This window comes from Cellulophaga algicola DSM 14237 (genome assembly GCF_000186265.1).
GTDB classification, from domain to species: Bacteria; Bacteroidota; Bacteroidia; order Flavobacteriales; family Flavobacteriaceae; genus Cellulophaga; species Cellulophaga algicola.
In genome coordinates, this window is the sequence record NC_014934.1 from 1,498,502 (window position 1) to 1,515,635 (window position 17,134).

At 36.6% G+C, this 17,134-nt stretch carries 5 protein-coding genes; 2 read left to right on the forward strand and 3 right to left on the reverse strand.

The features are described from left to right. Window positions 1–6 precede the first annotated feature (6 nt). Window positions 7–3,282, forward strand: coding sequence for a TonB-dependent receptor (locus tag CELAL_RS06425; protein WP_013550093.1), 3,276 nt, complete (start codon window positions 7–9; stop codon window positions 3,280–3,282). Window positions 3,283–3,288: 6 nt separating this feature from the next. Next, window positions 3,289–5,058: a RagB/SusD family nutrient uptake outer membrane protein gene (locus tag CELAL_RS06430; protein ID WP_013550094.1), complete on the forward strand. Its 1,770-nt coding sequence runs from the start codon at window positions 3,289–3,291 to the stop codon at window positions 5,056–5,058. Between the two features lie 110 nt (window positions 5,059–5,168). Here CELAL_RS06430 and CELAL_RS06435 read toward each other — a convergent pair whose 3' ends face one another. The 3 genes from CELAL_RS06435 to CELAL_RS06445 are packed head-to-tail and all read right to left on the reverse strand — an operon-like array spanning window position 5,169 to window position 16,956. Next, complete coding sequence (locus CELAL_RS06435) at window positions 5,169–7,103, reverse strand: OmpA family protein (protein WP_013550095.1); 1,935 nt, start codon at window positions 7,101–7,103, stop codon at window positions 5,169–5,171. A 10-nt stretch (window positions 7,104–7,113) separates the two neighbouring features. Further along, entirely contained in the window at window positions 7,114–8,046 is a 933-nt protein-coding gene (locus CELAL_RS06440) for a PorP/SprF family type IX secretion system membrane protein (protein WP_013550096.1), read from the reverse strand. A 36-nt stretch (window positions 8,047–8,082) separates the two neighbouring features. Continuing rightward, window positions 8,083–16,956 (reverse strand): T9SS type B sorting domain-containing protein, encoded by an 8,874-nt coding sequence (locus CELAL_RS06445; protein WP_013550097.1) that lies wholly within the window; start codon window positions 16,954–16,956, stop codon window positions 8,083–8,085. Window positions 16,957–17,134: the final 178 nt, after the last annotated feature.

Consider the following 17,134-nt stretch of genomic DNA (forward strand, 5'->3'; position numbering starts at 1 on the left):
CTATAAATGTATTTTAAAAATATTCCTTTTAAATTAAAAACGATACTTTTTTTAGTATTAAGTTCATTTTTTGTTCAAGTAGGACACGCTAATGAAATCTTTAATAACCAGAATACAATTACCGTTAATTACACAAATACGGACTTAATTACACTCTTAAATGAAGTAAGCTCTCAATCTTCCTACAACTTTAGTTATGGTGAAGATATCATAGAAGATTCTAAAAAATACACTGTTGCTTACCACAATACTTCTTTAGAAGATGCGCTAAAAGATTTAGCCACAAAGGCTAGTTTTTCTTATCATATTGCAAACAATGTAATTCTTATAAAAAAGAATACTCCAAAAGTGTCTCCTGTTGTTTTACAACAAACGATAACGGGTCTTGTTTTAGATGAACACAACGCTCCGTTACCTGGTGCAAGTGTTCAGGTAAAAGGTACATCTAATGGTGTTGTTACCAATTTCGATGGAGAATTCAGTATAACAACAGCGCTTAAAAGCATTTTAAAAATATCTTATATCGGGTATAAAACAAAAGAAGTAACTGTTTCTAGTACATACATTAAAGCACAATTAGCTCCAGATGCAGCAGAACTTAATGAGGTTGTTGTTGTTGGTTATGGTAGCCAAACTAAAGCAGATGTTACGGGTGCTGTAACCCAATTAAAAGAATCTAGCTTCAGGCAAGGAATAAATACTTCTCCTGATGGTCTATTACAAGGTAAAGTTGCAGGAGTACGTGTTGTTAATACAAGCGGAGAACCTGGTGCCGGTGTTAATGTGAGTATTCGTGGCGTTGGATCTATCCGTAGTGGCAGCAGTCCTTTATTTGTTATAGACGGTGTACCATTAACTAATGATGACGTGAGTCCGTCTGGCTCTAATGTAGGATTTGGATCATCTAGTGCAAAAAACCCTTTAAACTTCCTAAATACAAGCGATATAGAATCTATCAATGTTTTAAAAGATGCATCGGCTTCAGCTATTTATGGGGCTAGAGGTTCAAATGGAGTTGTGATCATTACCACAAAAAAAGGAAAAACAGGAAAGGCATCATTGACACTTGACACTTATTTAGGAATGTCTACAGTAGCCAATAAAATGGATCTTTTAAATGCAGACGAATATAGAGGCGCTATAACAGATCCTGCTTTTGATCATGGCGGCACTACAGATTGGCAGGATGAAATTTATAGAACGGCCATTACAAAAAGTAATGTACTGTCTTATTCCAAAGCAAATGAGAGTGGAAACTACTATGTATCCTTAGGAAATATGGAACAAGAAGGTATTGTTACTAATAGTGAGTTTAGTAGAACTTCTGGGAGAATAAATGTAGCGGAAAGTTTCTTAGACGATAAGCGATTAAAAGTAAAAGTAAACCTTACTGCTAGTGAAACTGTAGACAATGGAGTACCCACTAGTGATGATGGTGGTTCTAACGGACAGTTAATCATTCATACCTTGATGGCAAACCCTACCCGATCTGTATTTGATGAAAATGGAGCGTACACCAATTTTAATATGAATGCTCATTACAATCCTGCATACCTATTAAGCATTTATGAAGACGAAACACGAACACTACGTATTCTTGGAAATATAGAGGCTTCATTAAGGCTTTTCAAAGGTTTAGAATATAAATTAAATTACGGAGTAGACCGGACAATTGCAGAACGCAACACCACAATCTATCCTAACCTTACAGATTTAAACCCTCTAGGCCTCTATGTTCAAGACAATTTAGAATCCAAAAGCACTTTACTAGAACACTATTTAACCTACAACTTACTGGCAGGAGAAAAACATAAATTAGAGGTATTAGGCGGATTTTCATATCAGAAATTTGAACGTTCAGGAACCAGTTTTAATTTAGATAACATTCCAGAGAAGGATAATGGCGTAAAACCGGTGTACAGTCCAACATCTAACAATTCTCAAATTAATACTGCTGGTTTTGCTCAAGAGAATGAATTGCAGTCTTACTTCGGGAGATTCAATTACTCTTATGATGGAAAATACCTATTAACAGCTTCTATGCGTGCCGATGGTTCTACACGATTTGGTGACAACAGCAAATACGGATACTTCCCCTCTTTTGCTTTAGGATGGAATATTTCTGAAGAAGATTTCTTATTAGATAGTCCTGTAGAGAGTTTAAAATTAAGAGCGAGTTGGGGTCAAACGGGAAACCAAGAAGTGCAGAATAAAATTACACAAGCTAGTTATGCATTGTCTGGAGCAGACGGATATTATTTATACGGAAATGATGCCCTTGTTAATGGCATCTCTGTATTAAGAACACCTAACCCTGATCTTAAGTGGGAAGTAGTTGAACAGTACAATATTGGTTTAGATTTTAGCGTATGGAATAGAAAATTATATGGTTCCCTAGATTATTTTCAAAAAACCACAACCGATGCTATCCTAAACATCCCTTCACAAGTATTGAGTCCAACAGATAATATTTGGGTAAACATAGACGGAGAGATTGTAAATTCTGGTTTAGAATTCATGGTGGGTTCTAACCTTATCTCTACCTCAAATTTTAGTTGGGATGTAGATGTTAATGGAGCCACGCTAAAAAATGAAATTAAAAACTTACCCGTATCAGAAATCCTATCTGGTTCTATTTCTGGACCTGGTCAATCGGGGGTTTTAGCCAATATTTACAAGAGTGGTTATGCAGCAGGTTCTTTCTATTTATTAGAGCATATTGGTTTTGATGAAGACGGATTTGATATTTTTAACGATACGAATAATGATGGAAATATTACTGCCGATGATCGTATTATTATTGAAGGAGCTTTACCAAAATTTACCTACGGATTTAATAGTCAGATGAAATATAAGAACTTCGATTTTTCTTTTTCTCTAATTGGACAATCAGGAGGATATTTGGTAAACAACACTGGTTTAAACGCGTTAAACATTAACAACTTGGCGTCAGACAGAAATATTTCAACAGCCTATTACGAAACTGGAGCAAACCCAGCAAACTCTCCTCAATTATCAACATTCTACTTAGAAAAATCTGATTTCATTAGGCTGAATACTGCTCGTTTAGGCTACAACTTACAATTGAATAATGTGAATTGGTTAGAAGGTATTAACCTATATGTTACAGGTCAGAATCTATTAACCATATCAAACTATTCAGGGTATGACCCACTAATTAATAGTCCAAAATCTAGTGGTGGAAATCAATCTTTAGGCATTGATTACTCCAGTTACCCGGGTTCTCGAACATTTATTTTAGGTGCAATTTTTAAATTATAATAGACTATGAAAACGCAGAAAAAATTAAATATATACAGCATTACTTTCGTTGTGCTAAGCTTATTATTCACTAGTTGTACTGACCTTGAAGAAGTTGTATTAGATGAAGAGTTAGGGGAACAAACCGCAGACCCAGAAGGTGTATTAGCTTCTGCTTATGACCGTTTAGGTGACAAAACATTTGTAGACCATGGAGGCGTTTTTGCTCTTCAAGAATACACAACAGACATTGCCATGCTACCTACTCGCGGTAGTGACTGGGGTGATGGCGGTAAATGGAGGTCCATGCACGAGTTTACTTGGGCACCAGATAATAGTATTGTTACCGGAAATTGGAACTATTTAACCAATGGAATAACCCGTTCATTAACAGCTGTTGAAAGCATTTATAATTCTGAAGCCAGTACTAAAGAATTGTTTTTAGCTGAAGCTAGAGGCTTATTAGCTTTTTACACCTATACAACCTTAGATCTTTTTGGACAAGCACCCTACAGAGATCCTTATGGAGACGACCAAACCATACAAATTTTACTAGCCGCAGATGCTATTGACGATTTAATTATTGAAGTAGAAACTATTATTCCAGACTTGGCAGTATTAGGTGAGCAATCTACCTATAACGGTCGTTTTACCAAAGAAGCTGCTTATGGTCTATTAGCAACTATGTATTTAAACAGGGCTGTATTTAAAGACCGTTATAATTCTGGTTCTTCTTTTAATTTTACCGAAGAATCTTTAACCTCTGGCAGTAATGACATGGAGCAAGTAATTAAATATACTTCGCTATTAATCAATTCAGGTAAATTCTCTTTGGAGGATAACTACTTCTCTAATTTTTCAATCAATAACGGATCAAGTTCTGAGATGATTTTTGCTGTTATTCAAGAAATTGAAGCAGTACGCTCAGGAGATAATGATTTTGGATATGTATCTGTTGCAAGAAACCAACGCCCCTCTCCTGCAAATAGAGGAACAAATGCTGCATGTACCACACCTGAGTTTTATGCGAGCTGGAATGGTAATGAAAGTGACCCGCGTTTTTCTAGAAAATATCAATACCGTGATGGAACTTGGTTTATGAATGATGGTTCTGACGTAAGTATGCCTACAGAAGATTATGTTCCAAATTCGGAAAGTAACCCATGGTTTCATTTTAATAGTGGCTTTCTAGCAGGACCACAATACGGACCTATTTTAGATGGGAATGGTGGTTTTATTATGACTACAGATGGTAGAATTGAAGTATCTCCTTTAGTGATGGAAAAAAGCAGTACTACTCCAATGGATTTTACCCCTGAACTTAATTTTGATACTCCTGCTCAAGCAGTTTTTGCTCAGGGACAAATTAATAGAGGAGTTCGTATTTTTAAATTTGAATACGATCCAGAAAATGGTAATGGAAGTAGTAAGGTAGATATTCCACTATACCGCTTAGGAGGTATGTATGCGATGCGAGCAGAAGCTTATTTTAGAAACGCCCAAACAGGAGAAGCTCTTACAGATTTAAATATGCTAAGAACAAGCAGAACTAGAGAAGCACTTTTTAGCAATGCTCCGGGAGAAGTATTAACCACTTTAGATGAAACGCAACTATACAAAGAAATAGGGTTTGAATTGTATTGGGAGCTACAAAGAAGACCTCAAATGGTTCGTTTTGGCACTTTTGATGCAGCATATACCGCTAAACCAGCAACAGAACCCTATAGAAGAATTTTTCCAATCCCTCAGGAAACTATGGATGTCACCAAAGAATTTATACAAAATAGTGGGTACTAAGTTTAGTTAGTTTTACTAGTTTTTTTTACACCAAAAGCTCCATAATTTATTTATGGAGCTTTTACATTTATTTAATTCTAACCCTACAAAAGTAGCATTCTTAACCATTTCTATTCTACAACAATAAATTCTGATCTACGGTTTAATTGATGTTTTTCAGAAGAACAGTTGGTGTTATTATCACACGCATTGGTAAGTTGTGTTTCTCCAAAACCTTTGAAGGTTAATCTAGAGGCATCAATACCTTTCTTTACTAAATAATCATAAGTAGCATTAGCACGTCTTTCTGATAAGCTTAAATTATAATTATCATTGGCTCTAGCATCTGTATGCGAACCAATTCTAATTTTAGTATTTGGATATTGGTTTAAATAAGCAACTACTTTCTCCATAATAGCTTGTGCATCTTTTCTAATGTAAGATTGATCAAAATCAAAATAGATTTTCTCTAAGTTTAATTTTTCAGCAAGGTCTGCTCCTAAATCTGCTGGTGTAAAATTAGTTGTCATAAGTATTTCAAGATCGTTGATATCTGTTGTACTTGTAATTTTAAATGAAGTGCTTCCTACGTCATAATTTTCTTTTGAAGCCACAATTGCATAGGTTCCTTCATCACAAGTACTATCTAGATCAAAATTTCCAGTAGAATCAGAAATCCCTTTTCCTATAATTTCACCGTTTGCATTGGTGATATTTAATACAGCATCAGCTATTATTTCTTTTGTTTTTTCATCTTTTACGATGCCTTTTAAATTTGAATAACAGTTAAAGTCTAAAGGTTTGCTCTCTAAAAAGCCATAGATATCATCGCTACCCATTCCGTCCTCACGATTGGACGCAAAATACCCCTTTTTAGTTGTTTCGTTAATGATGTATGAAAAATCATCCTGTTCACTATTTAAAGGTTCTCCTAAGTTTTTAGCTTTGGTACGTTCTAATTCTGCTAGATCAATACCAAATACATCTAAACCACCCAAACCAGGATGCCCATCTGATGCAAAGTATAAAATATCATTTTCGGAGATGTAAGGAAATGTTTCTCTAGATTCTGTATTTACACTAGCGCCTAAATTTATAGGTGTACCGTAAGAACCATCAGCATTAATAGTCACATAAAAAATATCAGAAGCACCTAAAGTTCCAGACCTATCTGAAGCAAAATATAATTTAGATTCATCTGCATTTAAAGCAGGGTGTGCTGTAGAATAGTCATCTCCATTAAAAGGTAATTCAATGATATCCTTCCACTCCCCTTCTTTTAAAATTGCTTTGTACAATTTTAAACGACTTACTCCTTTTTCATCTCTAGCGAAGGTTCCATTATCTGAATTGTTTCTAGTAAAATACATCGTCTGTCCGTCTTTTGTAAAAACAGTAGAGGATTCATGTGTTTTTTTATTTAATTTTTTTGAGAGTGGAACAACGTGATCTAAGTTACCCTCTGCTGTAATTTCAGCGCTATATAAATTTAAAAAAGGCTCACTATTCCATTTATGAATTTTTTTGGTAATAAATCCAGTATCTCTAGCTGTAGAGAAAATTAGCTTTGCTCCATTGAACGAAGGCGCAAAATCTGATCCTTTAGAATTTATACTTTCATTTTTAATGCTGTAACGTCCAGAGTTTTTATTAATTTCTGTTAAATAATCCGGACTGTTTGTAAATAGTGCACTTCTATTATCTGTTGCTTTACGATCTTCAAACTTTTGCATCCATGCATCAGACGCATCGTACTTTTTTAATGATTTAAGAGTTTGTGCATACTTGTACAAGTACTCTGCGTCTATCGTTGTATTTTCTAATGTAAATAATTTACCATACCACGTGGCAGCTTCCTCGTAGTTCGCATTAAAGTAATTAGCATTCCCTAAGTTTTTATAGATCTCCTCAGAGCTATGTCCTTTTTTTATTAAATTTTCATAAGAATCAATAGCTTCTGTATAAGCATAGTTATCAAAATTAGTGCTAGCCTTTTTTTCTTGCCCTTGTAAATTAAGACCTATAAATACAGTACAGAGAGCGATATGTTTTAACTTTAATTTCATATGTTGTGTTTTAGAAGAATCTAGGCGTTATTACTTTTTTGTATCGTGTTAAGAATTCATACCGTAGAAAAACCTCAAATGAACCGTCATTAAATCGGGTAGCCCCTAAATCGGTTGTTTCTTTATCGTAGGCTAAACCTAACATTAGTTGTTCAGAGATTTGAAAACCAGCCAATAAACTTACAGCGGCATCCCAACGGTAAGCAGCTCCTACAGAGAATTTATCATTGATTAAAAAGTTAGCAGAAATATCTACTTGTAATGGTGCTCCTTTTACAGCTTTTAATAGACCCGCAGGCTTAAACTTTAAATTCGGATTTAGATCAAATACATAGCCTGTTATAAAGTAAATATTCAAACGCTCTTCTGCTAAAAAAGAGGAGCTGTTAGTTCCTGCACTATCAAAGTGTTCTGTCTGTAAAAAATTAGGAACAGATAATCCTGTATAGAAATTATCCGTATGGTAATAGACTCCTGCTCCAAAATTAGGAGAGAATTTATTATCTACATTAGGCAAGTTACTTTCTGCCCCATAATTTCTAAGTTTAGAGAAATCTATGTTTAAAAAATGTCCTCCTGCTTTCAATCCAAAGGAAAGCTTTCCTTCTTCAGAGGTAGGGATGGTATAGGAAAATGCGGCATCAAAATAAGTATCTTGATTGGTTCCGTTTCCAATTTCATCATTTACGATAGAGAGCCCTAAACCTATTCTTCTAGAAACAGGAGCATGTATATTTAGGGTTTGCGTAGTTGGCGCTCCATCAAGGCCCACCCATTGTGAGCGGTGTAAAGCAGCAATGCTCAGTACCCCTCGTGATCCTGCATAGGCAGGATTCACCGAGATGGTATTGTACATGTATTGGGTGTATTGTGCATCTTGCTGTGCAGAGAGTGTGGTGGTCCCTGCAAAAACAAAGAGTGCTATGATTAAATATTTTTTCATGATGTTTCTTTTTGTATAATTTTGGTTAGGTGTTGCTTATCTATTAATGTATAAATATCCTGCTTTACTTAGGTTTTCTCCATCATTTACGTATTTAATTACGTAGAAGTAAACCCCTACTGGTAATTCAGAATTTGTACTTATGGTAACTCTACCATTAGACGTTCCTCTAAATACATTGGCACTATTATCATAGCCAGCCATTTCATAGACTACTACTCCCCAACGGTTGTAAACCTGTACCGTATTACTAGGGAAAGATTCGATGTTTTCAATTCTAAAGAAATCATTTACACCATCATTATCAGGGGTTATAATTTCATTAGAAACTGCTATTCCTGAGCTTACGACTTCTTCATCACAACCAGCTGCTAGGGTAGGGATACCACCAATAGAATCACAAGGGTTTAAAGGATCAGTACTATCCGTTATTTCTTGACCATCTAGGATTGTATCACCATCGGTATCTGCATTATTAGGGTCAGAACCAATGGCATCTTCTTGTGCAGTCGTTAATCCATCTGCATCACAGTCAGATTCAGGTAATGCTTTACCACCGATATGATCACAATCATCTAACGGATTGGTATTGTCTACAACTTCTTGACCATCTATGATACCATCTCCATCAGAATCAGGATTTAATGGATCTGTCCCTAAAGCCATTTCTTCACCGTCTAATAATCCATCATTGTCAGAATCAGGATTGTTAGGATCTGTTCCTAAAGATACTTCTTGATCTGTTGTTAATCCGTCATTATCACAATCGCTTGCTCCAAGTGGACTTCCGCCAACAGAACTACAATCATCTAATGGATCTGTAGTATCAACATTTACTTCTTGTCCGTCATTAATTCCGTCACCATCCGTATCCGGATTACTAGGATCCGTACCTATTGCTACCTCTTCGTTATCATTGATGCCGTCATTATCCGTATCAACCGAAACGGTTACTGCCCCTGTACCTGAATTTCCAGAAGGATCTGTAGCGGTAATATTAATTACATCTTGATCCACTAGAGTTGGGAAGCTACCTGAATCTGGAGTTGCCGTTTCCGTATCTAAACTCCAATCGCCACTGGCATCGGTAGTCACGGTATAGGTTACATCAGGAATGTTATCTCCATCCGTATCCAACTCAATAACTAAAGTTTCATTAGCATTTCCTTGACCTGTTAGGATAGGAGTACTATCTATGGTATTGAAGCTATCTACTGTAGGAGCTGAATTATCTAATATAATCGGGTCATTATCTGTAGCAGGGTTAAGCGCAACATCAGTAACATCTGCAGTAACAGTAATTGGTCCGTTAGCTAATCCAGAAATATCGGCATCTGTAGCTGTCCAAGTATCACCACTAACTGTAGCAGTAGTAGTTACCGTATTTGTACCATCACTAAAAGTAACCGTTACAGTTTGTCCGTCTTCTACACCAGTAGTTGTACCTGAAATAGTAACATCACCATCTTCTGCTGCATTTACCACATTATCACCTTCAATAGGAGTTGTAATATCTATTGTAGGTAGAGAATTGTCTAAAGTAATTGGGTCATTATCTGTAGCAGGGTTTCCTCCGAAATCGGTTACATCCGCAGTAACAGTAATTGGTCCGTTAGTTAAGCCAGAAATATCTGCATCTGTAGCTGTCCAAGTATCACCACTAACTGTAGCGGTTGTTATCACAGTATTTGTACCATCACTAAAAGTTACCGTTACAGTTTGTCCGTCTTCAACATCAGTTGTAGAACCAGAAATAGTAACATCACCATCTTCTGCTGCGTTTACCACATTATCACCTTCAATAGGAGTTGTAATATCTATTGTAGGTAGAGAATTGTCTAAAGTAATTGGGTCATTATCTGTAGCTGGGTTAAGCGCTACATCAGTAACATCTGCAGTAACAGTAATTGGTCCGTTAGCTAATCCAGAAATATCTGCATCTGTAGCTGTCCAAGTATCACCACTAACTGTAGCAGTAGTAGTTACCGTATTTGTACCATCACTAAAAGTAACCGTTACAGTTTGTCCGTCTTCAACATCAGTTGTAGTACCAGAAATAGTAACATCACCATCTTCTGCTGCGTTTACCACATTATCACCTTCAATAGGAGTTGTAATATCTATTGTTGGTACTGAATTGTCTAAAGTAATTGGGTCATTATCTGTAGCAGGGTTCAATGCTACATCAGTAACATCCGCAGTAACAGTAATTGGTCCGTTAGCTAATCCAGAAATATCTGCATCTGTAGCTGTCCAAGTATCACCACTAACTGTAGCGGTTGTTATCACAGTATTTGTACCATCACTAAAAGTTACCGTTACAATTTGATTGTCTTCTACACCAGTAGTTGTACCTGAAATAGTAACATCACCATCTTCTGCTGCGTTTACCACATTATCACCTTCAATAGGAGTTGTAATATCTACTGTAGGAGCTGAATTATCTAATATAATAGGGTCATTATCTGTAGCTGGGTTAAGCGCTACATCAGTAACATCTGCAGTAACAGTAATTGGTCCGTTAGTTAACCCAGAAATATCTGCATCTGTAGCTGTCCAAGTATTACCACTAACTGTAGCAGTAGTAGTTACCGTATTTGTACCATCACTAAAAGTAACCGTTACAGTTTGTCCGTCTTCTACACCAGTAGTTGTACCAGAAATAGTAACATCACCATCTTCAGCTGCGTTTACCACATTATCACCCTCAATAGGAGTTGTAATATCTACTGTAGGAGCTGAATTATCTAATATAATAGGGTCATTATCTGTAGCTGGGTTAAGCGCTACATCAGTAACATCTGCAGTAACAGTAATTGGTCCGTTAGTTAACCCAGAAATATCTGCATCTGTAGCTGTCCAAGTATTACCACTAACTGTAGCGGTTGTTATCACAGTATTTGTACCATCACTAAAAGTAACCGTTACAGTTTGTCCGTCTTCTACACCAGTAGTTGTACCAGAAATAGTTACATCACCATCTTCTGCTGCGTTTACCACATTATCACCTTCAATAGGAGTTGTGATGTCTATTGTTGGTATTGTATTGTCTAAAGTAATTGGGTCATTATCAGTAGCAGGGTTTCCTCCGAAATCGGTTACATCTGCAGTAACGGTAATCGTTCCATTATCTAATCCAGAAATATCTGCATCTGTAGCTGTCCAAGTATCACCACTAACTGTAGCAGTAGTAGTTACCGTATTTGTACCATCACTAAAAGTTACCGTTACAGTTTGTCCGACTTCTACACCAGTAGTTGTACCAGAAATAGTAACATCACCATCTTCTGCTGCGTTTACCACATTATCACCTTCAATAGGAGTTGTGATGTCAATGACAGGTGCTGTATTTGCTAAGGTAATCGGGTCATTATCTGTAGCAGGATTCAATGCTACATCGGTTACATCTGCAGTAACAGTAATTGGTCCGTTAGCTAATCCAGAAATATCTGCATCTGTAGCTGTCCAAGTATCACCACTAACTGTAGCAGTAGTAGTTACCGTATTTGTACCATCACTAAAAGTTACCGTTACAGTTTGTCCGTCTTCTACACCAGTAGTTGTACCTGAAATAGTTACATCACCATCTTCTGCTGCGTTTACCACATTATCACCTTCAATAGGAGTTGTGATGTCTATTGTTGGTAATGAATTGTCTAAAGTAATTGGGTCATTATCTGTTGCCGGATTCAATGCTACATCAGTAACATCTGCAGTAACAGTAATTGGTCCGTTAGTTAACCCAGAAATATCTGCATCTGTAGCTGTCCAAGTATCACCACTAACTGTAGCAGTAGTAGTTACCGTATTTGTACCATCACTAAAAGTAACCGTTACAGTTTGTCCGTCTTCTACACCAGTAGTTATACCTGAAATAGTAACATCACCATCTTCAGCTGCGTTTACCACATTATCACCCTCAATAGGAGTTGTAATATCTATTGTAGGTAGAGAATTGTCTAAAGTAATAGGGTCATTATCTGTTGCCGGATTTAATGCTACATCAGTTACATCTGCAGTAACAGTAATTGGTCCGTTAGTTAATCCAGAAATATCTGCATCTGTAGCTGTCCAAGTATTACCACTAACTGTAGCAGTAGTAGTTACCGTATTTGTACCATCACTAAAAGTTACCGTTACAATTTGATTGTCTTCTACACCAGTAGTTGTACCTGAAATAGTAACATCACCATCTTCTGCTGCGTTTACCACATTATCACCCTCAATAGGAGTTGTGATGTCTATTGTTGGTAGAGAATTGTCTAAAGTAATAGGGTCATTATCAGTTGCTGGATTTAATGCTACATCGGTTACATCCGCAGTAACAGTAATTGGTCCGTTAGTTAACCCAGAAATATCGGCATCTGTAGCTGTCCAAGTATTACCACTAACTGTAGCAGTAGTAGTTACCGTATTTGTACCATCACTAAAAGTAACCGTTACAGTTTGTCCGTCTTCTACACCAGTAGTTGTACCAGAAATAGTAACATCACCATCTTCAGCTGCGTTTACCACATTATCACCTTCAATAGGAGTTGTGATATCAATAACAGGTGCTGTATTTGCTAAGGTAATCGGGTCATTATCTGTAGCAGGATTCAATGCTACATCGGTTACATCTGCAGTAACAGTAATTGGTCCGTTAGTTAACCCAGAAATATCGGCATCTGCAGCTGTCCAAGTATCACCACTAACTGTAGCGGTTGTTATCACCGTATTTGTACCATCACTAAAAGTTACCGTTACAGTTTGTCCGTCTTCAACACCAGTAGTTGTACCAGAAATAGTTACATCACCATCTTCTGCTGCGTTTACCACATTATCACCTTCAATAGGAGTTGTGATATCAATAACAGGTGCTGTATTTGCTAAGGTAATCGGGTCATTATCTGTAGCCGGGTTAAGGGCAACATCAGTAACATCTGCAGTAACAGTAATTGTTCCGTTAGTTAACCCAGAAATATCTGCATCTGCAGCTGTCCAAGTATCACCACTAACTGTAGCGGTTGTTATCACCGTATTTGTACCATCACTAAAAGTTACCGTTACAGTTTGTCCGTCTTCAACACCAGTAGTTGTACCAGAAATAGTAACATCACCATCTTCTGCTGCGTTTACCACATTATCACCTTCAATAGGAGTTGTAATATCTATTGTTGGTAATGAATTGTCTAAAGTAATTGGGTCATTATCTGTAGCAGGATTTAATGCTACATCAGTAACATCTGCAGTAACAGTAATTGGTCCGTTAGTTAACCCAGAAATATCTGCATCTGTAACTGTCCAAGTATCACCACTAACTGTAGCGGTTGTTATCACAGTATTTGTACCATCACTAAAAGTAACCGTTACAGTTTGTCCGTCTTCTACACCAGTAGTTGTACCTGAAATAGTAACATCACCATCTTCTGCTGCGTTTACCACATTATCACCTTCAATAGGAGTTGTAATATCTACTGTAGGAGCTGAATTATCTAATATAATAGGGTCATTATCTGTAGCTGGGTTAAGCGCTACATCAGTAACATCTGCAGTAACAGTAATTGGTCCGTTAGTTAACCCAGAAATATCTGCATCTGTAGCTGTCCAAGTATTACCACTAACTGTAGCGGTTGTTATCACAGTATCTGTACCATCACTAAAAGTAACCGTTACAGTTTGTCCGTCTTCTACACCAGTAGTTGTACCTGAAATAGTAACATCATCATCTTCTGCTGCGTTTACCACATTATCACCTTCAATAGGAGTTGTGATGTCTATTGTTGGTAATGAATTGTCTAAAGTAATTGGGTCATTATCTGTTGCCGGATTCAATGCTACATCAGTAACATCTGCAGTAACAGTAATTGGTCCGTTAGTTAACCCAGAAATATCTGCATCTGTAGCTGTCCAAGTATTACCACTAACTGTAGCGGTTGTTATCACAGTATTTGTACCATCACTAAAAGTAACCGTTACAGTTTGTCCGTCTTCAACACCAGTAGTTGTACCAGAGATAGTAACATCACCATCTTCTGCTGCGTTTACCACATTATCACCTTCAATAGGAGTTGTAATATCTATTGTTGGTAGAGAATTGTCTAAAGTAATTGGGTCATTATCTGTAGCAGGGTTAAGGGCAACATCTGTAACATCTGCAGTAACAGTAATTGGTCCGTTAGTTAACCCAGAAATATCTGCATCTGTAGCTGTCCAAGTATTACCACTAACTGTAGCGGTTGTTATCACAGTATTTGTACCATCAGAAAAAGTTACCGTTACAATTTGATTGTCTTCTACACCAGTAGTTGTACCAGAAATAGTAACATCACCATCCTCTGCTGCGTTTACCACATTATCACCTTCAATAGGAGTTGTGATGTCTATTGTAGGCAGAGAATTGTCTAGTGTAATTGGGTCATTATCTGTTGCCGGATTCAATGCTACATCAGTAACATCTGCAGTAACAGTAATTGGTCCGTTAGCTAATCCAGAAATATCTGCATCTGTAGCTGTCCAAGTATCACCACTAACTGTAGCAGTAGTAGTTACCGTATTTGTACCATCACTAAAAGTAACCGTTACAATTTGATTGTCTTCTACACCAGTAGTTGTACCTGAAATAGTAACATCACCATCTTCTGCTGCGTTTACCACATTATCACCCTCAATAGGAGTTGTAATATTAATAACAGGTGCTGTATTTGCTAAGGTAATCGGGTCATTATCAGTTGCTGGATTTCCTCCGAAATCGGTTACATCTGCAGTAACGGTAATCGTTCCATTATCTAATCCAGAAATATCAGCATCCGTTGCCGTCCAAGATCCATCAGAATTTACAGTGGCTGTCGTAGTAACAACAGGATTAGTACCATCATCAAAAGTTACGGTTACTGTTTGTCCTGCTTCCACATCCGTAGTAGTTCCAGAAATAGTTACATCCCCGTCTTCTGCTGCATTTACAATATTATCTATTTCAATAGGAGTTGTAATATCAATAGTAGGTGCTGTTTTATATCCTTTTAAAGTTATAATTAAATCTGCTGTATCGGAACTTGTACCATCTGATAGTCTATATAAAAAAGTATCCGTTAGCGTATCTCCTGTAAGTAATCCTGCAACTGCTGGGTTACTTGTATTTGGAGTATAGGTATAACTACCATCACTATTTACAACAATAGACCCGTATGTGCCAGTATATGTAACACCTACATTAGCAGCATTACCTTCAATTTCTGATATTACTATATTACCTGTGCCACCTTGCCAATAAATATCAGAAACACCTGCAATTTGGCCTCCTGGGTCGGCGTCTGTTACATCTGGACCATAACTGTAGCTTAGTTTTAATTCATTTATAGGTTGTTCAAAAAACACGTTGATATTTCCCGTGGCATCACTAGGAATAGCACTTCCTATACCATAAAATGTATTGTTTCCGGCATCAACCACACCGCCAGTTGTCACAAATTTAAAATTAGAAGCAGTACCGTTTAAGGAGCCATTTATTTGTATTTGATCTTGCCAGCTTGTCCCTTGGGAAAAATCTATATCTACTAATAAGAAACCCAAGTTATATACTGGTTGATCAAATGTAATCGTCAACTCTGTAAAATCAGAATTATTGGTTGAGGCATCTATAGCATATCCTAAATAACCCGTGTGGCCACCATTGGTGTTTGTTTGGTTTACTACTTGATTTTGGTTTGCGATTCCTATTCCTCCGGAATCTGTAGAGCTAAAATTAAGTAGTACGCCATCAATAGTCCTTGATGTTCCGTTTATTGGTGCAGAATAATCTACAAAGAAGCCCCCTGGATCGCTAAATTCTGTTTCCCATACTAAGGTTGATAAACCTCTATCTACGGAGTCAGCGCCATCTACTCCGACATCTGTAATAATATTTCCAGAAACATTGGTTTCTGTGACAACTATAATTTCATCGGTATTATCTAAAGCTACCGGGGCTTCATCAACACCATTAATAGTAATAGATAAAGTTCCATAATCAATTATTCCTGAGTTATCTCTAGCGGTGTAAGAAACAATATCAATCAACGATTCCCCGTTTTTAAGGCCTGTAATAGATGAACTTGTCTCATCTACATTATAGGTATAATTACCATTTGATTGCATAATTATGGAACCATACAAAGTAGTATATGAATTAGAAACTTGAGTAGGGTATACATCTACTTCTGAAACTGTTAGTATATTTCCTGTATCATTTGTTAATACATTTCCAGTGACTGTACCTGTGGTGTTTGCCGCTATGCTATTAGAATCATCTACAGCATTTGGGGGAGTGGTATAGACTCTTATAATACTTTGCGCAGAAGCACTTGCTAAATTTGCATCTGTAATGGTTACTGTTGCAATTCTGTTACCATCAGTAGGTGTATTTGTTAGATTTCCGTAGGTTATTGTATTAAAAAAAGTAATAAAGTCAGCATTTGGGATAGGGTTTCCTGATGCTTCAGTAATAGTAAAACTGTTTAGGTTCTGTACTAGTCTGATTGTAGAGCTGCCCACGTTATAATCTTTAGAGGCTGTAAGAGCGGTAAAATAATAAAAATCTCCTAGACTTGTTATATACATCAATTCAGTACCATCAACAGTTCCTGAGAAGTCTATGGTGGCACTCAATATTGTATTGGTGTCAGAAGAAAGTGTAGGATTTTTGAATATAGCAGTGATTGAACCTGTAGTGGGTTTAAACTGCAAATCATTATCTAAACCATCTGTAGTACTATTTAAATCTAAAATAGGATCCGCAAAAAGCATATTTAAATGAGGCAGCGAAGAATTCGCGATACTATCTTTATCTGTACTTGGATTTGCTTCTGATGAAAATCCTATAAAAAAAGATAATATAAATACAAAAAGAACTTTCAATTCTTTATTATATACTGATTGTAATGGTTTATTCATGGTAGTGTTTTTATGGAAGCTAATTTTATTTTTATGATTGAAATTACCGAAATCTTTAAATTTGAAAGTACCTACACTTATCAAAAAACATTTATATATAGTCCAAAGGACATTATTTATAGATAATTTGTTAATATGTACGAATTTTCTTTATTGATGGTTTTTTTTTTAAAGAATC